Raw genomic sequence first — 23,816 nt, forward strand, 5'->3', positions numbered from 1 at the left:
GCCTGTTGGCATAACGCGTCTGTCCTGCTACAACGTTTTCCTTATTCTTATTTTTTGACATCCAACGGCAGAGAAATTATGAGCGGCAGCCAGACTTTGGTTGTGAAACTGGGCACCAGCGTGCTAACCGGCGGTTCGCGCCGTCTTAACCGTGCCCACATTGTTGAACTGGTTCGCCAGTGCGCGCAGCAACATGCGGCAGGGCATCGGATCGTTATTGTCACCTCAGGGGCGATTGCCGCTGGGCGCGAACATTTGGGTTACCCTGAGCTCCCGGCAACGATAGCGACCAAACAACTGCTGGCCGCCGTGGGTCAAAGCCGCCTGATTCAACTGTGGGAACAGCTGTTTTCCATTTACGGTATCCATGTCGGGCAAATGCTGCTGACGCGTGCGGATATGGAAGATCGTGAGCGTTTCCTCAACGCACGCGACACCATGCGGGCGCTGCTGGATAACAATATCGTTCCAGTGATTAATGAAAACGACGCGGTTGCGACCGCTGAGATCAAGGTTGGCGATAACGACAACCTGTCCGCGCTGGCGGCGATTCTGGCTGATGCGGATAAGCTGCTGCTGCTGACCGATCAGGCAGGGCTGTTTACCGCCGATCCGCGTAATAATCCTGATGCGGAGTTGATCCGTGAAGTGACCGGTATCAACGATGCGCTGCGCAGCATTGCGGGTGACAGCGTGTCTGGTCTCGGGACTGGCGGAATGTCGACCAAATTGCAGGCTGCCGATGTGGCCTGTCGTGCTGGCATCGATGTGGTCATTGCCGCAGGCAGCAAACCGGGCGTGATTGGCGATGTGATCGCGGATATTTCCGTTGGAACGCGTTTTCATGCATTAGATGCACCGCTGGAAAGCCGCAAACACTGGATTTTCGGTGCGCCACCTGCAGGGGAAATCACTGTAGACGACGGCGCGCTTTCGGCGATTCTTGAACGTGGTAGCTCGCTGTTGCCTAAAGGTATCCGCACTGTAGAAGGAAATTTCTCTCGTGGCGAAGTGATTCGCGTGCGTAGCCTGGCGGGGCGCGATGTGGCACATGCCGTGACGCGGTATAACAGCGATGCGCTGCGCCTGATTGCCGGACATCACTCTCAACAGATTGCCGATATTCTTGGCTACGAATATGGTCCGGTTGCTATCCACCGCGACGATATGATTATCAATTAAGGAGTTCGCAATGCTTGAACAAATGGGTAAAGCGGCAAAAGCGGCCTCTTATCAGTTGGCGGTCTTGAGCACGGCTCAGAAAGATCGTGCGCTGCTGACGATTGCGGACTTGCTGGAAGCTGAGAGTGCGACGATTCTGGCCGCTAACGCGCTGGATTTAGCCGATGCACGCCAAAATGGCATGAGTGAAGCGTTGCAGGATCGTCTTCTTTTAACGCAAGAAAGACTGAGTGCGATTGCCAACGATGTCCGTCAGGTATGTCGTTTAACCGATCCGGTAGGGCAGGTGATTGACGGCAACATGCTGGATAACGGGCTTAAATTGGAGCGCCGCCGTGTGCCGCTGGGTGTAGTCGGTGTGATTTATGAAGCGCGTCCGAACGTTACCATCGATGTGGCCTCCTTGTGCCTGAAAACCGGCAATGCGGTGATTCTGCGCGGTGGCAAAGAGACGTGCCGCACCAACGCGGCTACGGTAAAAGTGATTCAACGTGCGCTGTTGCAGTGCGGTTTGCCTGCCGCTGCGGTGCAGGCGATTGAAAGCCCGGACCGTGAGCTGGTCAATCAATTACTGAAACTGGATCGCTATGTGGATATGTTGATTCCGCGCGGTGGTGCAGGCTTGCATAGGCTGTGTCGCGAACAATCAACGATTCCGGTTATTACCGGTGGTATCGGCGTGTGTCATATCTATGCTGATGACAGCATCGATTTCGACAAGGCGCTGACGGTGATTGAAAGCGCCAAAGTGCAGCGCCCTAGCGCCTGCAACAGTCTGGAAACGCTGCTCGTCAATCAGCGTATCGCTGAGCGTTTCCTGCCTGAACTGAGCAAGAAAATGGCGGCGTCGGGCGTCACGTTACACGCCAGCCCTTCAGCAATGTCTTATCTGGCCGGTGGCCCTGCCAACGTCGTCGCTGTTGAAGACGCCAACTACAATGATGAGTGGCTATCTAACGACCTGAACGTCACGCTGGTGGACGATCTGGATGCGGCAGTTGCCCATATTCGCGAGCATGGTACGCAGCACTCTGACGCGATTCTGACGCGCTCTTTGAGCAACGCGGAACGCTTTGTGCGAGAAGTGGACTCCTCCGCGGTGTATGTCAACGCCAGCACACGCTTCACCGACGGCGGTCAGTTTGGTCTGGGCGCAGAAGTGGCGGTCAGTACCCAGAAACTGCACGCGCGTGGCCCAATGGGGCTTGAAGCGCTGACCACCTATAAGTGGATTGGTTATGGCGACGATTTGATTCGCGCCTAATCTATCTCAGGTAAGTGAACGTAGCCCACGCACATGCAACCTGAAGTATGACGAGTATATTAATGGCTGCGTATATCAAAGAGATATACGCGGTATTATATTCACTCCACACTCTTGTGCTTCAATCTTTTTTCAATCAGAACTGCCATTCCAACTGTGATTTTTTTCTGTGTTATCGATAGTTAAGTTACAGCTTAATATCGCAATGTAAATGCAATGAAATAACCACATCAGAGAAATATCCTCCAATAGTAACAAATTATGCTTTGTGCGATATTTCACAGAGTCATAGCCTGTCTTACTATCGGAGGATAATTATTTATCCTCTGTTGTGATAACGTGTTATTTCATATTAATGCTGATATTTCTCTGCGGCATTATGGATGGAGTCGGCGGTTTCTCGAGCTTGTTTTTCCGCCCGACTGTTAAAATTATCCGCTTTCGTTTTGGCATCAGCCCAGCCTTTTTCGGCGTTTTTTCTGGCTTCGGACTCCCTGGATTTCACATCAGCTTTGACTTTCGCTTCCCTGCTTTTATTTTCTGATTCTCTTGCCTTTATATCAGCTTTGATGGCATTGGTTTTGTCCCGGAAATCGGATTCTTCGTGTTTTGTCTTCTGCTGTTGCACGCCCGTGGTTCCAGAACCGGCATGAACGTTTGCACTGGCGTGACTGGAGCCAGAGCCAGATGATGATTCAGTTTTGGTCACTCGCTCAGTTTTGCCATCATGAGTCGACTGAGCACTCGCTGTTGCTGAGGCAAAGCTATCCGCTGCCGCCATGCCAATATAACTAGTACCCAGTAATAAACCTAAAAACAGTGTTTTCATCTTCATTATTTGCATCCTCTCACGGTACTCTACGATTATTTCGGAAAATAATATTGTCAATGGTGAAATATTATTGGAGTTATCAATGTATAGACAATTTCCTTATTGGCTTGGTAGTAGTAGAGCAAAATGGAAAATAAAAAGAATAGGGATTTCTCCTAAAGAAAATGAACGTTTTATTGAAATTTATTTCATTCTTATCATAAAGGTAAAAAGTTATTTTTATTGTAACCTCTATACTTGATGAGAAAAAATTATCTGAAAATAAAATGATATTTTATATAGTCGAGAATTATCCTTCTGGTACTTCTCCTGAAGCAGGTGGTGATTTAGGTACCGTGTTCTGTATGCGCATCTGTTAAGCCTAAAAGCTATAGCGCATCACGTTATTAGTACGGAAAATTATCAGAACAATATGAATGATGATAAAACCAGCAGACGATCGCCAAACGCTTGACTTGACGTACCATTATCACTAATTTGTCACCCCGTAGTTCACGTCTGGCTCTCGCCACGACGATTCCAAAGCCGATATAGCTCAGTTGGTAGAGCAGCGCATTCGTAATGCGAAGGTCGTAGGTTCGACTCCTATTATCGGCACCATCCTACCTATTTTAACGCCCCCTAAGTCTACTCAAACACCCTTTAAACCCTTATAATATGCGGTTTCACGGCCCTTATTGTCTCTGCTCGTCTACTCGCGTTCACAGAAATCTACGCTGAGTTGGGGGTATCAATGGGGGTATTCGCTGTTCGGTCTAGAGGCGATACCCCCAGATGAAGCTCAATGCCAGACAGGTAGAGACTGCCAAGCCCAAAGATAAACCCTACAAGATGGCTGATGGTGGTGGCCTCTACTTATTGGTTAAAACCAACGGGTCACGCTACTGGCGTTTAAAGTATCGTATCGATGGAAAGGAAAAATTATTGGCACTGGGGGTATATCCCGATGTGTCCTTGGCGGATGCCAGAGCAAAACGTGATGAAGCTAGAAAGGGTATCGCTGGGGGTATCGATCCTTTAGAGGTGAAAAAAGAACAAAAAATTGAGCGTGAAGCGCAGGTCAAAAACACCTTTCAAGAAATTGCGCTCGAATGGCACAACATGAAAGTGAAGAAATGGTCTGCGGAGTATGCCTCTGACATTCTTGAAGCGTTCAACAAAGACGTCTTCCCGTTCATTGGTCAACGCCCTATTGCAGACATTAAGCCGTTGGAATTGCTGAACGTGCTGAAAAAGATGGAAGACAGGGGAGCAACCGAAAAAGCCAAGAAAGTGCGCCAACGCTGCGGTGAAGTGTTTCGCTATGCCATCGTGACGGGCAGAGCCGAGTATAACCCCGCACCAGATCTCACCAGTGCTATGCAGGGGCATGAGTCTACACATTACCCGTTCCTGACCACCGAAGAGCTTCCCGCCTTCTTTAAAGCCCTTGCTGGCTACTCTGGCAGTGAATTGATGGTGCTGGCGGCAAGATTGCTGATCATTACTTGCCTGAGAACAGGTGAATTGCGTGGTGCGTTATGGTCTGAAATCGATACTGATAAAGCACTATGGGAAATTTCTGCTGAACGCATGAAAATGCGCCGTCCCCATATCATCCCGCTATCTACTCAAGCGTTAGCCATTATCGAACAGATCAGAGCGATGACGGGGCAATTTCCTTTACTGTTTCCGGGACGCAATGATCCAAGCAAGACCATGAGCGAAGCCAGTATCAATCAGGTGTTTAAGCGAATTGGCTATACAGGCCGGGTTACGGGTCACGGCTTCCGTCATACCATGAGCACCGTTCTTCATGAGCTGGGCTACAACACCGCATGGATTGAAACCCAACTGGCGCATGTTGATAAGAATGCTATCCGTGGCACCTACAACCATGCGCAATATCTTGATAGCAGACGTGAGATGCTTCAATGGTATGCTGACTACATGGTAAGCCTTGAGAACGGAAGTAATGTGGTGCATGGGACGTTTAATCAGCGATTGGGAAAATAATAAATAAAAAGGTTGTATTGTTTAGAGGTATAACCTTTTTATCGATTTTTATATTAGTTTACATCCGATTTACTAATCGGGAGTAATTACTTATTTCCTGAATAAGTGGTGAGAATTAATTTATAACTTTAAATCTCATTCAATTACGAAATTATTTTTGATGATTTCTTCTTGTTCTAGATGCGTATTATCGAACATAACGCACCTCCACAGCCTTTTGTTGGAACCAATTAAAATAACGTTTAATTTTTTTAAGGTGCTGATCTTCCAGAAGGGAATTGCTAGACTTGCTGATAGCCATATCGTTACTTTCCTTAACGTTGTGGTTAGTCTCTGTCTGATATGTTCGTATCAGGCAGGGACGAAACTGGTGATGAGTGTAATGTGTTTTTGTGATAGTGTACGTACCTATTGAATTTATCATATTGAAAAAGGTACGTACATGTCAACGATAAAACGAGATACGAAAAAATCTTCATCAACAGGTAAATCACCTACCTTCCAGATACGGATTTCGCCTGAGCTACGCGAACAGCTTGATGAAATTGTGGCGAAAGAAGGCGTCAGCCTCGGTAACTGGTTCAAAGAGCTTGCCCGTAAAGAGCTTCGCAAGCAGGGGATTGAGCCGAAGGGGTGATGATTTATTTGGTTAGCAGAATAAACAACCAAGGGAATGGATGATGGATAAAAGAGCATTAATCTTAAAATCAGGGTTGACGGTCAGCGAGCTACTTCGTCTTAAAAATAACTATGTGTATGTCAAAAGCGATGATTTTAAATTTAATACCCCAACGAAGAAAGCTGAGTCCTTTGCAGACTATGTTTTTATCGTTACTCGTTTATGCTGGGAAGCAATGTATCTTCCTGTCTTCATGAGCCTATTTTTTTCAATTTACGCTTACTATGATAGTGGCAATGTGATTTCCTTTGTCAAAACTTTTTTTATTATTTATTCGATATCGATTTTTTGCGTATTAAAAGTTGAGGCTAATCATTATAATATATATATGATTACGGTTTTAAAATTAATTAAATTTAAATTAATAATTTCTTTTGCTAACTGATTTTATTTTAACGTTATTCAGTGGCGTTATTGGTTAATCAGGAATGACTTGTATTATGAGCGAGGGAGCGTGTAATGAATAAAAGATTGTTAATCTTAAAATCAGGATTGAGTGTCAGGGAATTACTTCGCCTGAAAAATAACTATGTAGATACAAAAAACAGGGCTTATGGAAAAAATATAAAAATAAAAGACATTGAATCTTTTTCTGATTATATTTATTTCATCGCATATCTGTGCTGGAATCAAATGCTGATGCTTTTTCTTATATCTCTGGGATTTGCTATTTATGGTTACTATGAGTATGGTGTTATAATAAACAGTATAAAAATATTTTTATTAATTTATGGAGTTTCGGTTATCAGTTTTATGAAAGCTAAAAGTGAAAACTACAAAATCACAATGATTATGATGATTAAATTAATCCCTCTGCGGGTTTTAAATTCATTTAATTATTTGGTCAGATTTTAAATGATATGTAGTTTTTATACTTGTGGAAGTTAGCAATGACATTCGTCATTGCTACAGGGGAGGGTAATACCTTTAGGCTAAAGAATCACTTATCACCTAAGCGGTAATTTTCATCTGTAAATTCAGCATATATTTTGTAGGCGGAACCCCCTACCATATAAACCTTCATTATGCTACTTGCGGCAGTATATTTAGGCTTGAAGTCTGAATGCGCATACTTAAATAATTTTGTTATCCTGGGTCTTTCCAGAAATCCCCTTGATAATAATCGGGTAGGACTGTCGACTAAGACTGGTGTTCTTAAAGATGCGTAAATTGTGAGTGTCAAATCACCAGCGCTATACAAGGCATCTCCGGCATCATCGTTATATCCTGCAAGAGAAGCAAGACCTCTGTATATGTGTCTGACTGGTCCTGCACTATATTTACCATCAAATATTATAGGGGTTGCTGACTCATAAGCATTATTGATTCCGTGGGAGATTAATAAAACTCCAAATGACTTGAAATGTTTAACATTGAGATATCTCCCTAATTGATTTAATCGATATCCCATAAATGCCTGAAAACCACCTGATACAACACCAGATGCGATTTTTGTGTATTTTAAAACACCCTGGTCTTCAAATATATCCGTAACGATATATTTTACATAATCACCTGTTCGTAGCTTTTGGTAGTCTCTTTCTGTTTCTTCACGCTCGGTTACCAATTCATGAAGGATATGATTTTTATCAAAAAAACTAATTGTTGATGACCTGAGTTTCATCTCTGTTTCATTGATGAAATCCTCAATTTCACGAAGATAACGCATCCTTAGTGTTTTATCTTGAATGAAAAAAGAGGAAGCCAACAGAGCGACCCTCCTCAGGCGGTTGCTTTCCTCTAAAAAGTGAAATTGATGTGCCGAATCGATACTCATCTTAATATTCCACATCTTTCCATAAGATATAAGAGCTTGTCCGTGCAACCACATGCTCCCATTCAATCGATGCGAACTTGAATGAAATATTTTCCTGAGGCTGTAATTCGTTGTGTGTTAATGAGTTTGGGGCGAAAAAACGAATATCATTGATAACCGCATCTCTTAGCACCATTTTAAAATAGAGTTCATTACCACCTGATTGTGAAGTCCTGTAAAAAAAGAACTCACAGGTTAGTTTTTCATTACCATTCAATGCCTGTGCCAGAAGCGGGGTGGCTTTATCTATTGGCTTCCTGATTTCTACAGGGGAGAGTGAAACGTTATCTTGCCTTGTTATCTGGTTCATTAACTCATAAACAAAAATTTCATCTTCATGGGAAGCCTGATATTTGTTGCCGATGGAGTCTGCACTTGAACAGCCCGCAGAGATAAGTCCTTGTTTGATGCCGGTGAGTTTCAGATAGATCAAATTTGCCATTATTTATTCCTTAATATTATCCATAATCCTACCCCATAAATCCTTTTTCCTTATGGGAGGGATAATTTCTGCATTTTTTAGTCAATGAGTCAATAGCCGTTATCGTGCAACGTGTATGATTTTAAATAGTTATCTGGATTATGATTATTGTGATAGTTATTTAAATAGAATTCTCTTCTGGTAGAATAGAACGATATCCCTTCACCACCTATAAACGTAAGCCTTAAATTGGACACAAAATCCATTGGGGGTATCTTTGGGGGTATCACTAAAGATGAAACAGGTAATTTACATTATTAATCAACTAAATATTGAATAGGTATTGTTCCTATTATCGCACCAGTTTTTTCAAATGCTTATCTCACTTTCAAGTAAATCACTTTCTCCTCTTGTACCGTATTTGTGACATTACGACCTATAATCGCATCGATTTTGATCGCGTGTTCGGTTAGATGTCCGGTTGATAGGTGAGCGTATACGCGGTTCTGGCGAGACAGAGAACCGGTATAGCAAAGATCATCCACCAGCAGCCCTTTTTACTGTGCTTGAGGGGGTTACGTTAGGGCTACCGAAAGTTGCTCCATTTGTTTGCGAAGATGGTGTAGTTGCGGTAGCTGATGCGCTACGGATTAAACAGAGCAACAAATAGCGAAAAGAACCACAATAGCCTGATTTTCTTGTTTGCTCTAACGCGCTCAGAACGATTTGGGCGCGTTTTTTATGAAGGATGGTGAAATTTATAGTGTGAAATTTGGAGACGCTCAAACGCGTCTGGCGAAGCAATTGACCTACGATTACACCCGCAGCCCTTCCACGCTTTCCGACGGTAAATTCATCACTGTTTTAATGCTGGTTTCGATACTACGAATGATGTCTTCACGTGGGCCGCTGCGCCAGTCAGCACTTGCGTAAAAAGCATCAAGAACCGTAGCCATGCTTTCTGCGCTATCAAAGGCACGAATCAGGTAGTAGTAATCCGGGTCATGTAGCGAGTTACCAAACGAAACAACATCGATCCCGTGGCGTTGGTGTAGGGGAACGCTGATTTCCTGCATGATGGCGTGAAAATCAGTTCCGGTTCCTTTGAGTAAGGTGTATTGCAGTATCTCGATGGTTCTCAAAGTGTTATCTCCGTTGATATCGTTATGGGAATTCCTTGTTGATAGCGACAAAGTAAACTGGACTTACCCATGAAGCTACAACTAATCAAATGTCCCCCTTAAGCAAAACTGCAATATGCGGTTCAAACGCGCTGTAAAGCTCTCAACCTCGTTTTTTCCATAAATGTTTCCTCTGAACGTTCTTTGGGCAAGATCAGTCAGGCAAACTGAATCGCCTTCGAGCATATTAAGCAGCACGGAGGAAGCCATGTGTGATAATAAAACTGATAGCTACGCCAGACGTTTTAAACAGGTCTTTGATTATATTGATTGTCATCTCGACGACACATTATCACTGGAAAAACTCAGTGAAGTGGCTCACTTCTCGCCATTTCATTTCCATCGTCAATTTTGTAGTTATTGTGGAATGCCACCTGGTCGTTATATCCAGATGATGCGCTTAAAACGCGCATCTTATCGGCTGGCTTTTAATCCGTTAGAGAAAATAACTGATATCGCGTTCGACGCCGGTTTTCAGCATGCTGAATCATTTAGTCGTGCTTTCAGGCAAATGTTCGGTCTATCACCGACGAAATTTCGCCAGCAGCCCCCTTGGGTAGATTGGCATAAACGCATATCCGAGCCTTATAAAGTCAGGAGACAAACAATGCAAGGTCAGGTCAAAATCATCAATTTCCCCGCGACATCAGTCGCAATGTTGACTCATTATGGACAACCTGAGCTAATAAACGAAACGGCTGCTCGCTTTATTGAATGGCGAAAAAACACGGGTTATTCACCTGTTGCCAGCAGCCAGACATACGGTATTGCACCACACGATCCTACCTTAACACCGCAGGATGAATTTGAGTTCCGTATTTGCGGAACAGTAACGTCACCGATTGCGGAAGACAATCGCTTCGGGGTGATAAATAGTGACATCCCAGCTGGTCGATGTGCAGTGTTGCGCCATCAGGGATCGCATGATGCGTTAACCGGGTTGGCTAAGACTCTTTATCGCGACTGGTTGCCTGAGAGCGGAGAGGAACTGCGCGATTTCCCGCTTTTCTTCCATTACCACAACTTTGTGCATGAGGTAGCGGAACATGAATTGCTCACGGATATCTATTTGCCTTTGAAATAAACTGATTCAGATGGCTATGTTCATATTCATCTCAGATGTGAGACGCGCTGGGAAGCTTCCCGGCGTGTTTTTCTCAGGCTCCATTCAGGATTGGTACGAGCACCGTGAACATCAAGAAAAATATTTCGTTCAGCTATGGGATTGTATTGCGGGCTTTAGTTCCCGGACTGAACAGGTCGCTTTGAAGCCGATAGGTCATCGCATTTGTAGTGGCTATCGACCGATTTTTTGACGTTGTTACCGGGATGGGATTCGCATGATGTCAACTTTGAGATGAGTAGGCCGCAGGGTTCAACCCAGAGTTTTAATACGGTGATTTCATATAGTTCGTCCTGAACATAACGATGCTGAGTTCGTCTGGATAAACTGATGGTAATGTCCAGTCAGTCGATCCCGGCTGAAACTTTAAAGGATTTGCGGTCTGCTCCGGCAATTTTGCCTTCTTGGTTATTCATAGTGCGACCTTATTGAACGAAGCCTCAAAACCACCCATCAAGGTAACGCGAACTGGGCTGATTTGAGAATCAGCTCGAGCACGGTAGCACAACGGTTTTACAATAAAAATCTTACTTATCAATTAACTGTATTACATATTCTGAACGCAGTGGTCGTTGTAAATATAACGGTATGAGAACATGGTTATTTTTCACATCTAAAGAGTTCTTCGGTATGCTGAGCAGGAGTAATGCTACAAGAGCATAAGTAGCTCAGGCGATTTCATACTTGCCTCGAAAGGAATTATTTCTACCGTAGCGAGTCCCAGTTTCTGAAACGGATCAAGACTAAGGCGCTTTTCAAGTGATTCTCTACTATCACTCTTGGCCAGAATCACTCCACCTGTTCTTGGAATGCGTCTCCCTGAAGCGAGAAATACACCGTCTGCATAGCCTTTCTTTAACCATTCAACATGAAAAGGAATGGTGTCGTCCACTTCCTCAAGCGGCTTTACATAAGTTAAAACAACAACATAAATAACGCTCATCTTTAAACCATTTTAAATAAGTGGTTATTTTACCTTAGCATAGCCTTTTCAGCGGATAAAGACCTTGTAAGGGGGGGAAGAAAACAGGCTTATAGTAGACGTCGTACCAACAAACGATCGATTTTTATTGCGAGAGCCTCTCGATTAAAATCATCCACCACGTTGAACGTGCGAAAACGTCTGCCATACATTAATGCATCATGCATAAAATCTATTGACCAGCTCTGGTTAAGTGCTTCCGGCATCGCCAGCGGAGCCGGATTACACACCAGCAGACGTTGCTTTTCCTTACGGCGAAAATTCAGTTTCAGCAGGCAGTAAATCCGGTGAACTCTTTTATGGTTCCAGATATTGCTCTATCTGTGAAGTACCTGAAAAAGCTTTTTAAATCCATATCGCGGATAGCATTCAGCCATGTCGGTCAGCGATTGAATCACTGGCTTATCGCGTCGGGTGTCGGGTCGGTAAAAATAGACCGTCGCTGCTCAGCGATAACGTCTTGCATGTCTGACGTATGCTCATCGTAAATTCTGCCGTCAGATTAGCTGACGAGCTCACGCTTTATCACTGGCTTTAAAGCTTCTTTCGATGGCGTCTTTTGATGATGAGAATCTCTAATCTGGAGTAACAGTTTATCAGTCTGAAGGGCTGCTAAGAGCAGCAACGGACGTTGCGCTGGGAGTAACGTCCGTAGTAGTGCAGAAGGTTAGTATTTCTGGGGTATCAAAAATATGATTAAGCATGTCACATGCTCAACATACAGAGACATTCTTACAATTCGTTTATAGCGCTACTTTCGATGAAGGTTTTTCTGGCAATATTACCTACGATATTAGTTGAAATACCATCAAACGTTCCGCCGATAACGCCGCCTACGAGTGGAATCATTTTACCTAAGTTGATCACACCTTTTTCACCAAATTTAGTTAGCAGTCTAAAACCAACCCGCTTGTTTATAGCGATAATCGTTTCTTTTGATATGCTCTTAATTAACTGCGTGGACATCTTCGAGCCAATAACTATTCCTGTTCCTTTAAGGATGTCCTTTGCTGCATTGCCAGCCAGGCAGGAGTAAACTAGCGCTTTAACGCGATCATCTTTAACATCATATCCTCCCATGATAGCTATTGCTGTTATCATGCGAATCTGGACATAAATCACGGTTGCAATGCTTGCTGGAATTGCAACCGGCATAGTGATAATACCGCCAAGCCCAGATACAAACCCGGTAGTGGCAGATTTAGTGTTTTGCCATCTAACCAGAGAATTAACCTTATTCGATAAATCTCCTTCCCCCTTCAGGTAGTTTTCAGCCATATCGTAAGATGAATCTGTTCCCGGAATAGTACCATCTAATGCTTTATCGTAAGCCCAATTTAGAGCTTGCATGATTTTACCTTCGTTAAGCTTTTCAGTCATGTCAATATCCTATTGAAATAAATGTTAAAATCATATTTTTATCGAAAAAATATGATTTTATTTATATTTAAATTAGTGTTATTACACTTTGTTCTCTTGCCGCATGTCGTTATTTCTAATCTTCTTTTTCTACCGGATTTTATTGAATTCATCTTTTGATGCTTATAGTGCTTTAAATACGTTTTAACAAACGTATCATAAGGCTCATCCTCACTACCAAAAAGAGGCGTCTTAAACTCCTATACTAGGGGTATTTCGTTCTCAGTCAATGGGGAATGTCCATCATAATTTACGAATGAGCAAATCGATTCGCTAAGTTATTTGATACTAGTAGCATACTAATTATTTCATTTGAATCAATACTCTTGATCGTTCATTAACGATAATATTCAAAGCGAAAATCCTTGAAAAGGAAATTTATATGGGTAATTGCATACATGACTATCGAAGATAAGTCACAGTGATTTATTTCTGAGGGCTGCTCCACATTAGAATCTATCGGTAACCGATATCAGGCTGGGCATACCGATGAAATCATGATTTTGGCTTTTAACCATATGATGAGCAATGACGGACATGCTGTTCATAATCCTATCACCCTGGTAAAACCTATCGATAAGTCAACGCCGATTGGCAATGGCATTGATGATGGCGCGGGTCTGATAATGGAGCATATCTCTATCAGGTATAAAGATGTGACATGGGCGCACCACAAAGCCAGAACGTCTGGTTATGCATTGTGGGAAATGACTAAATTCATGAACTAAACAAGTGCAGGGGAGACCCTGCATTCATTTTTCATCAAGCCATGTGAAGAATCTCCCCAATCCGAAGCAGACTGCGATGGCGATGATGAGATGCATGGTCTTTTCATTCCACGGAGCATATCCAACCAATAAAATATAGATGATACAAAGAAAGGATATGCTGAAAAGAGCAAATATGATGTTTTTAAATAAAAAATAAAACGACTTTTTAAGCATTATTGACTCATGTTCCTTTTTTATAAAACCAGTCAGATAACTTCCTTGGTCCAATAAAAATGGAAATGGCAATGACTAAATAGACTATTTTTTCACTCCAGGGTGCATATCCAACAAATAGAACATAAAAAATCCAAAAGAGGCATGTACTGAAAAGACACATAGTTATGTTGTTTAATGTGAAAATAAATGCCTTTTTTAAGAAGGTAGACATATCACTTAATCCTGTATTCTATTTTATCAATCTTTCCATTTCTCGTGATTTAGCATACCGTGTATCCGTATCAATAAAATCATAGGCTAGATAGCCAAAATTCTTATCTATCTCTGATATGCCAGAACCCATCCCTTCATAAAAATCCGTAGTGGTTAACATTCTAACTATACGATCGGCCAGTTCATCCAAGTCTGCTTCGTCATTGTTATTCCATCTGTGAATGAAAAGATTACTTAGCCTAGATTGTAGTGTAATCGACTGGTGAGCGGAATACATTCCCGTTTCATTAGTAGTGTGCTATTTATTTTGGCACTTATTTCCATTTCTATTTCTCATGAGCAGTGTACCTGCTTTGGCTGGAGAAGGGATGAGCAGCCTCGCTGAATTTTGCGGTTTAATAAGTGCTTCCCTGCAACAGGTCGCTCATCGCCTGCTTGATATGAATATCCCGCTGTTTTGGCTTGCTGATGGGCATACTGCTTACTATTTGTCTTGAAAAGCGGATATCATTAACGTAGTGCTTTGGGTAAACAACCATAATGCTGTCTGAAACGGGCGGTAAAACGGGAACTCGAAAGATACCCACATTGTACTGCGATTTCTCCGATGGGTAATCGGGTAGACTGTAGCTGTGACAGCGCAAGTGACATCCGAACCTCTTCTAAGATTTGTCGAAAACTTTGCGATTCTTCCCGTAATCGTCTGCGTAATGTCGGCACGCTTAATGCCAAGCGGCTGGCTACATCTTGTGCGGTCCATGACCTGGCGGGTGAAAGCAAGATGAACTGCCGCACTTGCTCAGTAAGGTTAACGTTTCGCTCTATGAGAAGAGGTCCTGCAACGCCATCATGCAGTAACGCGAGTAAAAGGCCGAAAGCCTGATGTTTCTGTAATTCTTGCGGTAGATTATGGCGCACTGCGTGTAGCAGGTTGTCCCACATAAATACTAGCCCATCACTCAGCGGCGCGCATAACGAGCTTATTTTTGCACGTGGCCAAGATTTCAGATAGTGCGTTTTGAACTCCGTAATAATTTCGGGCGACAACATCAATACGTCAGAATGAAAAAGACCCTGCGCAGGTTGATTAATGATCTCCATCGGCGTATTTGCAGGAATAATGATTAACTCATCTTGTGTTGCCACTATACGACTATCATTTTGAATAATGATCTTACTTCCATGGGTAATATGGCAGATAGCCGGATGAAATAGCTTTACATGATGCAGGCGATGCATTTTGTTGGCACTCACTTCACTAGCAGTCAAGTGTTTGTGTTGAAAATGAAATTCCTGCACCGTGCCACCTTTATCTTCCGTATGTTGCTGTTAATTGCGCTTTCGCCAGAACGTGACTGTTTAGCATGAAGCCAACCAATGCACCACTGGCATTCTTGTCGATGGGGAGTTTATCCACATTAAGCGCCCAGACGGTAAATTGGTAATTGTGGGGTTTGTTCCCTTCAGGTGGACACGCGCCACCAAATCCAGCATAACCGAAATCATTCCGCCCCTGCACAACCCCTGCTGGTAATTTATCTTTATTCGGGTTCCCTGAGTCAGTAGGAAGATTCAGCGTTTGCGTTGGAATATTCACCACGGTCCAGTGCCACCAACCGCTCCCAGTTGGTGCATCAGGATCAAATACCGTGATGGCAAAACTTTTCGTGCCCTCTGGCGGGTTTTTCCATTCAAGTTGTGGAGACTCGTTGCTACCATGGCAGCCAAACCCCTCATATACCTGGTTTTGAATTAATCGGTGATCGCTGGGAATATCACGGCTGCTTATGTTGAAAGACGCTGCCGCTGAAACATTGAAACTTACGGTGACCAGAGCGCTTACTGCTATTGCAATGTGCTTTTTCATTCGTGTTTCCTTTGGTTAACTGGAAACATCAATGTAAAACCCGCTACGATTTCGTATTGTGCCTAAGTGATTTTATTTTGTGCCGAAACGCTCAATGGTATTGCTGATGACCTGCTCCCTGTTGATTCTTTCCCTCTTCGTTGTGCCGTGATGCTCAAGTAACGGCAGAAAGATTATCCTGCCGGATAGCTGCCATTTTTTAATCTGAAACTGGTGATTAAAAGATCATTTCACTGCTTTCTTGGGTGATTTTTGTTATGAAATGCCACTGGTTTTTATGATGTAGATTTTTGTGCTTATTTCGTTTTTTTTGATAGTATAAAAAACCAATAATTTTGATTAAAAAATCAATGATTGCCAAACTATCTAATATTTATTTCTTAACAAGGAAATAATTACTTTAAGTTATCTAGGTGTTTATTCTGCCAAAAGTAAAAAACAGAGTGGAAATAGTTTTTATAAATTAAAATATATGAGTGGTTTGTAATTTGATCTATATATTAGCATGTTAAGTATTTCGTTTTTAACGAAATTAAAAGGCACAAAATATATTCCTTTTCTGCTAATTGAAATAGAATGGATTATTCTGTTTTTATATGTATATTTTTACTTAATGTTAATTCAATTGATTGTTTTTATTGTGTTTTTTGTTTTAGTGATTCTATTTACTTGCTCTGCTATATAAGCATTGACCATGCGTTTGTGTTGTGTGTATGATCCAAACTCAAAATATGAATGTATTTAACTTCCTTCTTGGTGTGACTCTTTTACACCGATATAAATCGTAAAGTTACGGTTTTATTATGGTTTTTTTAATTCGATTTTAATTTATTTCATCTCGCTGGTCGAAAAACAAATAGGCTATTTGTTTGCCGAATTACTGCCGTTTCTATGGATTCCGGCGGGTTTTTGGTAGGAATCGACTTTACTTCTCCGGGCTCGAGTGCCCTTACGTTGGTATAGACACATGGCAAAAGGAACTGATGGTGCATCTGTTGCACCAAAGGAACGTATTAATATCAAATATGTTCCGGCTACTGGTGGTCAGCAGGCGGAAATAGAATTGCCGTTAACGCTGATGATCGTGGGAAATATGAAAGGGCGCACAGAGGAAACGCCGATCGAAGAGCGTCAGACTGTATCGATCGATAAAAACAATTTTACCTCCGTGATGAAAGAAGCAAATCTGGAACTAAATTTCAGTGTGCCAAATCGCCTTGAAGAAGAAAGTCAGGACGACCTGCCAGTGAAACTGAGTATCGGCGGTTTGAATGATTTCTCTCCTGATCGCATCGCCCAGCAAGTGCCTGAATTACGTAAGTTGCTTGATTTACGTGAGGCTCTGGTCGCGCTGAAAGGCCCCCTCGGCAATATTCCCTCATTCCGTAATCGTTTGCAGGATCTGTTGTCCAGCGAAGAAGCCAGAGAGCAGCTTTTGAAAGAGCTCGATCTGGTGAAACCCGCCGAATAATTGATGTTTACTGACGAAATAGGGAAACAATATGTCAATAATTGAAGAACAGGCCCAGGCAGGGGCCGCCAGCGCCTCTGGATCACTGCTTGATGACATTATGGCTCAAGCGCGAATCAGCCCGGTCGATGAAGGTTATAGCGTAGCTAAACAGGGTATTGCCGCGCTGGTTGCTAACATTCTTGATAGCGGTAATGCAGCAGAACCCGTGAATAAAGCGCTGGTCGATAGCATGATCGTCGAACTGGACAAAAAACTCAGCAAGCAAATTGACGTTATTTTGCATGCTAAAGAACTTCAGGAACTGGAATCTTCCTGGCGTTCGATGAAACTGCTGATCGATCGCACTGATTTCCGTGAAAACATCAAACTCTTGGTGTTGCATGCGACGAAAGAAGAGTTGTTGGAAGATTTCGAATTCGCGCCTGAAATTTCTCAGTCTGGTTTCTATAAACACGTTTACTCCAGCGGCTATGGTCAGTTCGGTGGTCAGCCTATCGGTGGCGTGATCGGTGACTATGCGCTGACGCAAAGCTCGCCAGATATCAAGCTGATGCAGTATGTCAGTGCCGTTGGCGCGATGGCGCATGCGCCGTTCATCTCTTCCGTTGCACCGACCTTCTTTGGCGTGGATCGCTTCACCGATCTGCCTTCCATCAAAGATCTGAAATCCGTTTTTGAAGGTCCGGCCTACACCAAATGGCGCTCGCTGCGTGAATCTGAAGACGGTCGCTATCTGGGGCTGACGGCGCCGCGCTTCCTGGCTCGCCTGCCTTATGACCCGGTAGAAAACCCGATTAAGGGCTTTAACTACAAGGAAGATATCAGCACCGATCACGAACACTATCTGTGGGGTAATACCGCCTACTTGATGGGAACGGCGCTGACGGACAGCTTCGCGAAATACCGCTGGTGTCCGAACATCATTGGTCCGCAAAGTGGTGGTGCGATTACCGACCTGCCAGTGCATGTTTATGAAGCCATGGGTCAACTTCAGGCCAAGATCCCGACTGAGGTTCTGATCACCGATCGTCGCGAATATGAAATGGCTGAAGAAGGCTTTATCACGCTGACGATGCGTAAAGACAGCGACAATGCGGCATTCTTCTCTGCTAACTCGGTGCAGAAGCCGAAGGTGTTCCCTAACACCAAAGAAGGCAAAGAAGCGGAAACCAACTACAAGTTGGGTACGCAACTGCCGTACATGTTCATCATCAACCGTCTGGCGCACTACATTAAAGTGCTTCAGCGTGAACAGATTGGCTCATGGAAAGAGCGTCAGGATCTCGAGCGTGAGTTGAATACCTGGATTAAACAGTACATCGCCGATCAGGAGAACCCACCGGCAGATGTTCGTAGCCGTCGTCCTCTGCGTGCCGCACAGATCAAAGTGCTGGATGTAGAAGGAGAACCAGGTTGGTATCAGGTCACCATGTCTGTGCGCCCGCACTTCAAGTACATGGGGGCGAACTTTGAGCTGTCGCTGGTAGGGCGTTTAGATAAGGAATAAGACTCATGCCGTCTCTTTCTGCCTGGGAAAGGGGAAACGCGGCAAGTCTGTTTGATCGTATCCGTGGGGAGGAACGCCGTTCCTCCCCTGAAACGGAAGTTGAAGCACTGATCGAGTCCGTTAAGCGTCAACTGGACAACGTGCTCAATACCCGGCCTGGAAATTGTCGCAGCGCACCTGAGCTTGGCGTGATTGATTTTAATGACGCGACGCAGGGTGGTGCGGATATCCGGGGGAAAATCCGGGAGGCGATCCGACAGTGTATCTGTCGCTTTGAACCTCGAATTGTTCATGTGGATGTCGACACATCGGACTATTTATCGAATCCGATGGAAATGTCGTTTCAGGTTACCGCCCGGGTCAGATTGGAAGATCTGGAGCAGGTTGCCTCTTTCAATATCCATATGGATAGCCACCGCCATTACAGAATGATCTGATTATGTCACTGGAACATTTTTTCAGGGATGAGCTGACCTACTTGCGCCTGCAAGGGCGTGAATTCGCCAAGGCGCACCCTGAGCTTACCCGATTTTTGTCAGAACAAACCACGGATCCAGACGTCGAGCGTTTGCTGGAAGGGTTCGCCTTTTTGACAGGGAGCCTGCGGGCAAAGATCGAGGATGAGTTTCCTGAACTGACACACGGTCTGCTGGGCATGCTGTGGCCTAATTACCTGCGTCCCGTACCGAGCATGACAATTATGCAGTTTTCGGTACTCCCCGGCGCGATTGCGCAGCCCGCGTTTGTTGAACGTGGCTGTGAGCTAGATAGCCTACCGATTGACGATGTGGTCTGCCATTTTCAGACCTGCCACGATGCCTGGATTTATCCGGCGGATATCCGCGACATCAAGGTACAGAGCGGTAACGATCTTTCCACGATTACGCTGGATATTGGGCTGCATGGCCCGCTATCACTCAGCGATCTGCAACTCGACAAGCTGCGTTTTTATCTGGGCGGTGATACCTATACGGCTTACGAGCTCTATTTCTGGATCGCCAGCCAGCTGTCGCACATTGAGCTGGAAGTTGATGGTCAACGCTTCCGTCAGGAAGCTAGCGTGCTGAAGACAGTCGGCTTTGAGCGCGAAGATGCGCTATTGCCATACCCCGGCAATGTCTATTCGGGCTACCGCATCTTGCAGGAATACTTTTGCTTTCCTGAAAGTTTTCTCTTTTTCCAACTCGCTGGCGCGGTATGGCCGGATCTCCCACTAACGGTAACGGAATTCCGTCTGCATTTTTGTTTTGACCGCCCGCTGCCAGCCGAACTGAAAATCCGCCCCGATTCTTTCATGCTCAACTGCGTGCCAGCGATCAATCTTTTCCAGCATGATAGTGAGCCGATCAACCTTAGCGGACGTCAGACGGATTATCCGTTGAAAGCCAGCTATCGTAACGCTGATAGCTTTGAGATTTTCTCTGTGGATAAGGTTGAAGGCTGGGTTGAAGGGAATTCAGGTCGCTCTCGAGGCATTCCGCGCACGTATCAGCCTTTTGAGAGTTTTCAGCACCAAATCGAGCGAGCCAAAGGACGGCTGGCGCTGTATTACCGCATCCGGGTAAGAGAAGCCGTCAATGGCAACGGTTTTGATCACATGCTCTCCTTTGTGCGTGGCGATGAGCAAGAAGTCATTGATTTGGATGAGTCCATCTCGGTGACGCTGACCTGTACCAATCGATCGCGGGCGGCACAGTTGCCCGTTGGAGCGATTTGTGTACCAACCGGGAATTCACCGTCTTTCGCGACGTTTCGTAATCTGGTTAGGCCGACACGGCCGTTACGGCCTGCGATGGATGGCAGCCTGCATTGGACGCTGATCTCCAACCTGTCCTTGAACTACGTGTCGCTGTTGCGGCGTGATGCGCTGGTACAGATTCTGCGTACCTACGATTTCCCGGCGCTGCACGATAAGCAGGCAGAGCAAGCCTCGCGTAAGCGTCTGGCGGGTATCGAGTCTATCGAAACCACCCCTATCGATCGTCTGGTTCAAGGCATGCCAGTGCGTGGCTTGAAATCAATCCTGTCGGTACGGCAATCCGCGTTTTCCAGTGAGGGAGAACTCTATCTGTTTAGCACGGTGCTGGCGCACTTCTTCTCGCTATACGCCAGCGTTAACGCTTTCCACCTGTTGGAAGTGGTCAACATCGATAACAAGGAGCGCTACCGATGGCCGGTACAGATAGGTCAACACTCGATGATGTGACGTTCCGTCAGGATGTCTCGCACTTTAATTTTTTCCAGTTAGTTGAATTACTTAATCAACTGGAAGGCGTGGACCTGGAACAAGAGCTGGATTTTCGCCCTGAACAGGAGCGTCTGCGTTTTCGCTCTACGGCATCTATTGGTTTTCACCCTAGCGATATTTTACAGGTGGGACAGGATGAAGAGGGCCGTCAGGAACTGGAGGTCGCGTTTCTGGGGCTGCATGGCAGTCAGTCACCGATGCCCGGTTATTACCTCGAAGAGCTGGCTTGGGAATACGCGCAGGGCGAACAGAAGCTGGGCGTGTTTCTTGATTTCTTCCATCACCGCTTGCTCACGCTGTTGCACCGCGCATGGCGGAAATACCGCTATCACGTCCGCTTTCAGAATGAGGGGGAGGATGGATTTTCCCGCCTGATGTTTGCGCTCGTTGGATTAGGGAATGACGCCGTACGCGACAGCCTGCCAGTTAACCGCGCCAAGATGCTTTCCTACGCCGGGGTACTGGCGAGCCCCAGCCGTTCCCCGGAAGTCGTCGCGGGTCTGGTTATTCACTGTTTTGACCTAGATGACGTGGCCGTTATGGCCTGGCAGCACCGCCGTGTTCCCATTCACGAAGGGCAGCAAAACCGTTTGGGAAAAGGAAACATGATGCTGGGCGGTGATTTTGTTATTGGCGACAAAGTGAATGACTGCGCGGGCAAGTTTTTGCTCAAGGTTGGCAACCTCAGCTTTAGCCGCTTTCTCAGTTTTTTGCCCAATGGCGAGCATTTTCAGCCGCTGGTGCGTTTTGTCTCTTTCATTCTTCGCGATCAGTTGGCCTGGGATCTGCGTCTTGGTTTCGCGGAAGGCGAAGCTAAGGGCTTAAGCCTGGGAAGTGAGCAAAGTTGCCGGTTGGGATGGAGCAGCTTTCTCGGGCAGCCGCCAACGGATCCCTATGTGACGATTTGTGTGCAGGAGTAAATGTGAACGTAACCCATCCACTCACGTTGGTTGTGCTCAACAGTGAGCAGCTCGATATCAATTCTCAGGTGCAGCACCAGTTCGATCACCGCGGTGGCACGCTGGGCGCATCGGAAAAAGACCAGTGGCAACTGCGGGATCGGCTGGGCTCCGTGGTCCCGGCACATGCTCGTATCGACATGACCGATGGTTATTTCAGCCTGTGTGATCTGAGCGGCCAGTCTTTTATTAACGGCTCTCTGTCGCCGATTGGACGAGATCGCAAAGTCATTCTGTCGCACGGTGATGAGCTGGTGATCGGGCCTTTCCGACTGGGGGTTTACATCGGCGATCCCACAACGGAGCAGGATATCGATCAGGTATTAGGACAGCGCACGGACGATGTGCTGGGCGGCTGGCTCAGTGAAGATAAAAAAAGGCGTTCTACGGATCTTGCGGACCCCACCGTCGTGTTGAATGACCCGCTGTGGGCGCTACAGAAAGAACAGAGCCAGTCACTCTTGCTATCAGACAGTGAGACGGTCGGAGAATCACTCACGGCCTCTCTTTCTTCTTTTTCTTCTGCTGAGGACACCATGGATCAGAAATTTGTCGAATTACCGACCATCAACACACACTATGCGGGAGAAGGGCTGGAGGGCTATAGCGACGGCACCTCGCTGGCACCGTTGATGCGTGGGCTGGGGATGTCACTTCAGCCGGGCGATGATGCGCGGCTGCGTGAAATGCTGGAAGAGATGGGAAAAAGTCTGCGCGCTATGGTTGAAGGCCTGCTGGCATTGCAGACGGAACAGGCGGCGATGGCGGACACACATTTACGCCCGATTGAAGATAACCCGCTGCGTTTGGGGCTGGGCTATGCCGATACGCTGTCAGTACTGTTTGCCGAAGGAAAAAGCCCGGTTCACCTGTCTGCACCCGCTGCGGTGGAGGAAGTGTTGAACAATGTGCGGGTGCATCACATCGCAAACCAGCAAGCGATTGCCGTGGCGTTAGAAAATATTCTTCAGGCCTTTTCGCCAGCCGCACTGCTCAGCCGTTTTGAGCATTATCGTCGCAGTGGTGAACAACTGGCGGCAGATGACGGCTGGGCGTGGCAGATGTATCAGCACTACTACCGTGAATTGACGTCACCACGCCAGCAGGGTTTCCAGAAGTTGTTCCATCAGGTGTATGCGCAGGCGTATGACCGTGCCGTGCGCCAACAGCAGGAGCAAAAATAATGCTGCGGGCACTGTGCTTATGTTCCCTGATGTTCCTGTTATCAGGGTGTACCACGCTGGGCAAGATGGCGCAGGTCGCGGCGAATCCTGATATCCAGGTGGGCAGTAACAATCACCAACCTTCTACCGTGGGGTTTAGCCTGCTGGCAGAACCGGACGTCAACCCGAACGACAGCGGTGAAGCCGCACCTATCGAATTCCAACTGGTTCTGTTAGCGGAAGATTCGCGTCTTTTAGCCACCGATTACGATCAGGTAACGACGGATATCGAAAAAGCGTTAGCCAAGAATTACATCAGTCATCAGGACTACACGCTCTTGCCAGGGCAGTTCAAATATCTGCCGCCAGAAGCACTGGATGAAAAGGTGCACTACCTCGGCGTGGTGGCGCGGTATGCAGATTCGGAAAGCGCGGAGTGGCGCAAAGTCATCAAGCTAAAGAATACCGGGCAAACGTATCAGATTCTCGTGCACCTGCGCCGGGATGAAGTCGAAATCAAAAAAGACCAAGAAGAAGAATAATT

General features: G+C 45.6%; 24 protein-coding genes, 1 tRNA gene and 2 pseudogenes. 17 read left to right on the plus strand and 10 right to left on the minus strand.

Annotation, left to right across the window (positions count from 1 at the left end; genetic code table 11):
• Positions 1 to 78 precede the first annotated feature (78 nt).
• Both proB and proA read left to right on the plus strand, forming a co-directional pair.
• Positions 79 to 1,182 (plus strand): glutamate 5-kinase, encoded by a 1,104-nt coding sequence (gene proB, locus CLR69_RS21205; RefSeq protein ID WP_129710016.1) that lies wholly within the window; start codon positions 79 to 81, stop codon positions 1,180 to 1,182.
• A gap of 10 nt (positions 1,183 to 1,192) precedes the next feature.
• On the plus strand, positions 1,193 to 2,446 hold the full coding sequence (proA, locus tag CLR69_RS21210) for a glutamate-5-semialdehyde dehydrogenase (protein ID WP_131535146.1): 1,254 nt from the start codon (positions 1,193 to 1,195) through the stop codon (positions 2,444 to 2,446).
• 352 nt (positions 2,447 to 2,798) lie between these two features.
• Here proA and CLR69_RS21215 read toward each other — a convergent pair whose 3' ends face one another.
• Positions 2,799 to 3,281: a hypothetical protein gene (locus CLR69_RS21215; protein ID WP_131535147.1), complete on the minus strand. Its 483-nt coding sequence runs from the start codon at positions 3,279 to 3,281 to the stop codon at positions 2,799 to 2,801.
• Between the two features lie 521 nt (positions 3,282 to 3,802).
• On the opposite strand from CLR69_RS21215, the gene CLR69_RS21220 reads away from it, so the two are divergent.
• The 5 genes from CLR69_RS21220 to CLR69_RS21240 all read left to right on the plus strand — a co-directional run bounded on the left by CLR69_RS21220 (position 3,803) and on the right by CLR69_RS21240 (position 6,807).
• Positions 3,803 to 3,878: transfer RNA gene (locus tag CLR69_RS21220), tRNA-Thr, on the plus strand.
• Positions 3,879 to 4,052: 174 nt separating this feature from the next.
• Positions 4,053 to 5,273, plus strand: a complete 1,221-nt coding sequence (locus CLR69_RS21225) for a tyrosine-type recombinase/integrase (protein ID WP_131535148.1) — start codon at positions 4,053 to 4,055, stop codon at positions 5,271 to 5,273.
• A 442-nt stretch (positions 5,274 to 5,715) separates the two neighbouring features.
• Entirely contained in the window at positions 5,716 to 5,910 is a 195-nt protein-coding gene (locus tag CLR69_RS21230; RefSeq protein ID WP_131535149.1) for a type II toxin-antitoxin system HicB family antitoxin, read from the plus strand.
• A 40-nt stretch (positions 5,911 to 5,950) separates the two neighbouring features.
• Positions 5,951 to 6,337, plus strand: coding sequence for a hypothetical protein (locus CLR69_RS21235; RefSeq protein ID WP_131535150.1), 387 nt, complete (start codon positions 5,951 to 5,953; stop codon positions 6,335 to 6,337).
• Between the two features lie 74 nt (positions 6,338 to 6,411).
• On the plus strand, positions 6,412 to 6,807 hold the full coding sequence (locus tag CLR69_RS21240; RefSeq protein ID WP_131535151.1) for a hypothetical protein: 396 nt from the start codon (positions 6,412 to 6,414) through the stop codon (positions 6,805 to 6,807).
• Positions 6,808 to 6,892: 85 nt separating this feature from the next.
• On the opposite strand, the gene CLR69_RS21245 is transcribed toward CLR69_RS21240, so the two are convergent.
• From CLR69_RS21245 to CLR69_RS21265, 4 genes and pseudogenes are all read right to left on the minus strand, one after another.
• Positions 6,893 to 7,729: a DUF4225 domain-containing protein gene (locus CLR69_RS21245; RefSeq protein ID WP_165504380.1), complete on the minus strand. Its 837-nt coding sequence runs from the start codon at positions 7,727 to 7,729 to the stop codon at positions 6,893 to 6,895.
• A gap of 1 nt (position 7,730) precedes the next feature.
• Complete coding sequence (locus CLR69_RS21250) at positions 7,731 to 8,210, minus strand: Hcp family type VI secretion system effector (protein ID WP_039280041.1); 480 nt, start codon at positions 8,208 to 8,210, stop codon at positions 7,731 to 7,733.
• A 356-nt stretch (positions 8,211 to 8,566) separates the two neighbouring features.
• Positions 8,567 to 8,686, minus strand: a pseudogene (locus tag CLR69_RS23240) (integrase); the annotation flags it as partial.
• A gap of 318 nt (positions 8,687 to 9,004) precedes the next feature.
• The gene (locus CLR69_RS21265) at positions 9,005 to 9,331 is read right to left on the minus strand and encodes an NIPSNAP family protein (protein WP_131535153.1); all 327 of its coding nucleotides are present in this window, start codon (positions 9,329 to 9,331) and stop codon (positions 9,005 to 9,007) included.
• Between the two features lie 247 nt (positions 9,332 to 9,578).
• On the opposite strand from CLR69_RS21265, the gene CLR69_RS21270 reads away from it, so the two are divergent.
• Positions 9,579 to 10,454 (plus strand): AraC family transcriptional regulator, encoded by an 876-nt coding sequence (locus tag CLR69_RS21270; protein ID WP_131535154.1) that lies wholly within the window; start codon positions 9,579 to 9,581, stop codon positions 10,452 to 10,454.
• Between the two features lie 688 nt (positions 10,455 to 11,142).
• On the opposite strand, the gene CLR69_RS21280 is transcribed toward CLR69_RS21270, so the two are convergent.
• From CLR69_RS21280 to CLR69_RS21290, 3 genes and pseudogenes are all read right to left on the minus strand, one after another.
• Positions 11,143 to 11,436, minus strand: coding sequence for a YciI family protein (locus tag CLR69_RS21280; protein WP_129709998.1), 294 nt, complete (start codon positions 11,434 to 11,436; stop codon positions 11,143 to 11,145).
• Between the two features lie 116 nt (positions 11,437 to 11,552).
• Positions 11,553 to 12,022: pseudogene (locus tag CLR69_RS23370) on the minus strand (IS3 family transposase); the annotation flags it as partial.
• A 185-nt stretch (positions 12,023 to 12,207) separates the two neighbouring features.
• The gene (locus tag CLR69_RS21290) at positions 12,208 to 12,855 is read right to left on the minus strand and encodes an EcsC family protein (protein WP_129709996.1); all 648 of its coding nucleotides are present in this window, start codon (positions 12,853 to 12,855) and stop codon (positions 12,208 to 12,210) included.
• A 467-nt stretch (positions 12,856 to 13,322) separates the two neighbouring features.
• On the opposite strand from CLR69_RS21290, the gene tssD reads away from it, so the two are divergent.
• On the plus strand, positions 13,323 to 13,622 hold the full coding sequence (tssD, locus tag CLR69_RS21295) for a type VI secretion system tube protein TssD (RefSeq protein ID WP_197730605.1): 300 nt from the start codon (positions 13,323 to 13,325) through the stop codon (positions 13,620 to 13,622).
• 800 nt (positions 13,623 to 14,422) lie between these two features.
• Positions 14,423 to 14,551, plus strand: a complete 129-nt coding sequence (locus tag CLR69_RS23335; RefSeq protein ID WP_277950135.1) for a hypothetical protein — start codon at positions 14,423 to 14,425, stop codon at positions 14,549 to 14,551.
• Between the two features lie 13 nt (positions 14,552 to 14,564).
• Here the strand turns inward: CLR69_RS23335 and CLR69_RS21315 are convergent, their stop codons facing one another.
• Both CLR69_RS21315 and CLR69_RS21320 read right to left on the minus strand, forming a co-directional pair.
• The gene (locus tag CLR69_RS21315; RefSeq protein WP_131535157.1) at positions 14,565 to 15,353 is read right to left on the minus strand and encodes an AraC family transcriptional regulator; all 789 of its coding nucleotides are present in this window, start codon (positions 15,351 to 15,353) and stop codon (positions 14,565 to 14,567) included.
• Between the two features lie 10 nt (positions 15,354 to 15,363).
• Positions 15,364 to 15,921 carry a kinase inhibitor gene (locus CLR69_RS21320; RefSeq protein ID WP_129709979.1) on the minus strand — a complete coding sequence of 186 codons (558 nt, stop codon included), beginning with the start codon at positions 15,919 to 15,921 and terminating at the stop codon, positions 15,364 to 15,366.
• Between the two features lie 967 nt (positions 15,922 to 16,888).
• Between CLR69_RS21320 and tssB the strand changes: the two genes are divergently transcribed.
• The 7 genes from tssB to tssJ are packed head-to-tail and all read left to right on the plus strand — an operon-like array spanning position 16,889 to position 23,814.
• Positions 16,889 to 17,392, plus strand: a complete 504-nt coding sequence (tssB, locus tag CLR69_RS21325) for a type VI secretion system contractile sheath small subunit (protein ID WP_010282535.1) — start codon at positions 16,889 to 16,891, stop codon at positions 17,390 to 17,392.
• Positions 17,393 to 17,423: 31 nt separating this feature from the next.
• Complete coding sequence (gene tssC, locus CLR69_RS21330) at positions 17,424 to 18,902, plus strand: type VI secretion system contractile sheath large subunit (protein WP_129709977.1); 1,479 nt, start codon at positions 17,424 to 17,426, stop codon at positions 18,900 to 18,902.
• Positions 18,903 to 18,907: 5 nt separating this feature from the next.
• Positions 18,908 to 19,339 carry a type VI secretion system baseplate subunit TssE gene (tssE, locus tag CLR69_RS21335; RefSeq protein ID WP_005972060.1) on the plus strand — a complete coding sequence of 144 codons (432 nt, stop codon included), beginning with the start codon at positions 18,908 to 18,910 and terminating at the stop codon, positions 19,337 to 19,339.
• 2 nt (positions 19,340 to 19,341) lie between these two features.
• On the plus strand, positions 19,342 to 21,108 hold the full coding sequence (gene tssF, locus CLR69_RS21340) for a type VI secretion system baseplate subunit TssF (RefSeq protein ID WP_129709975.1): 1,767 nt from the start codon (positions 19,342 to 19,344) through the stop codon (positions 21,106 to 21,108).
• Positions 21,072 to 22,070, plus strand: a complete 999-nt coding sequence (gene tssG, locus CLR69_RS21345) for a type VI secretion system baseplate subunit TssG (RefSeq protein WP_131535158.1) — start codon at positions 21,072 to 21,074, stop codon at positions 22,068 to 22,070. Before tssF ends, tssG begins: the two co-directional genes overlap by 37 nt.
• 2 nt (positions 22,071 to 22,072) lie before the next feature.
• Positions 22,073 to 23,293 (plus strand): type VI secretion system-associated FHA domain protein TagH, encoded by a 1,221-nt coding sequence (gene tagH, locus CLR69_RS21350; RefSeq protein WP_129709971.1) that lies wholly within the window; start codon positions 22,073 to 22,075, stop codon positions 23,291 to 23,293.
• Positions 23,293 to 23,814: a type VI secretion system lipoprotein TssJ gene (gene tssJ / locus CLR69_RS21355; RefSeq protein ID WP_129709969.1), complete on the plus strand. Its 522-nt coding sequence runs from the start codon at positions 23,293 to 23,295 to the stop codon at positions 23,812 to 23,814. The genes tagH and tssJ overlap by 1 nt, the downstream gene beginning before the upstream one ends.
• The last annotated feature ends 2 nt before the right edge of the window (positions 23,815 to 23,816 follow it).

Source organism: Pectobacterium zantedeschiae, from assembly GCF_004137795.1.
Lineage (GTDB): Bacteria > Pseudomonadota > Gammaproteobacteria > Enterobacterales > Enterobacteriaceae > Pectobacterium > Pectobacterium zantedeschiae.

Excerpts from the sequence above, each read along its gene's own strand:
- proB (WP_129710016.1), top strand. The coding sequence starts at position 79 with ATGAGCGGCAGCCAGACTTTGGTTGTGAAACTGGGCACCAGCGTGCTA.
- proA (WP_131535146.1), top strand. The coding sequence starts at position 1,193 with ATGCTTGAACAAATGGGTAAAGCGGCAAAAGCGGCCTCTTATCAGTTG.
- CLR69_RS21215 (WP_131535147.1), bottom strand. The coding sequence starts at position 3,281 with ATGAAGATGAAAACACTGTTTTTAGGTTTATTACTGGGTACTAGTTAT.
- CLR69_RS21225 (WP_131535148.1), top strand. The coding sequence starts at position 4,053 with ATGAAGCTCAATGCCAGACAGGTAGAGACTGCCAAGCCCAAAGATAAA.
- CLR69_RS21230 (WP_131535149.1), top strand. The coding sequence starts at position 5,716 with ATGTCAACGATAAAACGAGATACGAAAAAATCTTCATCAACAGGTAAA.
- CLR69_RS21235 (WP_131535150.1), top strand. The coding sequence starts at position 5,951 with ATGATGGATAAAAGAGCATTAATCTTAAAATCAGGGTTGACGGTCAGC.
- CLR69_RS21240 (WP_131535151.1), top strand. The coding sequence starts at position 6,412 with ATGAATAAAAGATTGTTAATCTTAAAATCAGGATTGAGTGTCAGGGAA.
- CLR69_RS21245 (WP_165504380.1), bottom strand. The coding sequence starts at position 7,729 with ATGAGTATCGATTCGGCACATCAATTTCACTTTTTAGAGGAAAGCAAC.
- CLR69_RS21250 (WP_039280041.1), bottom strand. The coding sequence starts at position 8,210 with ATGGCAAATTTGATCTATCTGAAACTCACCGGCATCAAACAAGGACTT.
- CLR69_RS21270 (WP_131535154.1), top strand. The coding sequence starts at position 9,579 with ATGTGTGATAATAAAACTGATAGCTACGCCAGACGTTTTAAACAGGTC.
- CLR69_RS21280 (WP_129709998.1), bottom strand. The coding sequence starts at position 11,436 with ATGAGCGTTATTTATGTTGTTGTTTTAACTTATGTAAAGCCGCTTGAG.
- CLR69_RS21290 (WP_129709996.1), bottom strand. The coding sequence starts at position 12,855 with ATGACTGAAAAGCTTAACGAAGGTAAAATCATGCAAGCTCTAAATTGG.
- CLR69_RS23335 (WP_277950135.1), top strand. The coding sequence starts at position 14,423 with ATGAGCAGCCTCGCTGAATTTTGCGGTTTAATAAGTGCTTCCCTGCAA.
- CLR69_RS21320 (WP_129709979.1), bottom strand. The coding sequence starts at position 15,921 with ATGAAAAAGCACATTGCAATAGCAGTAAGCGCTCTGGTCACCGTAAGT.
- tssB (WP_010282535.1), top strand. The coding sequence starts at position 16,889 with ATGGCAAAAGGAACTGATGGTGCATCTGTTGCACCAAAGGAACGTATT.
- tssC (WP_129709977.1), top strand. The coding sequence starts at position 17,424 with ATGTCAATAATTGAAGAACAGGCCCAGGCAGGGGCCGCCAGCGCCTCT.
- tssE (WP_005972060.1), top strand. The coding sequence starts at position 18,908 with ATGCCGTCTCTTTCTGCCTGGGAAAGGGGAAACGCGGCAAGTCTGTTT.
- tssF (WP_129709975.1), top strand. The coding sequence starts at position 19,342 with ATGTCACTGGAACATTTTTTCAGGGATGAGCTGACCTACTTGCGCCTG.
- tssG (WP_131535158.1), top strand. The coding sequence starts at position 21,072 with ATGGCCGGTACAGATAGGTCAACACTCGATGATGTGACGTTCCGTCAG.
- tssJ (WP_129709969.1), top strand. The coding sequence starts at position 23,293 with ATGCTGCGGGCACTGTGCTTATGTTCCCTGATGTTCCTGTTATCAGGG.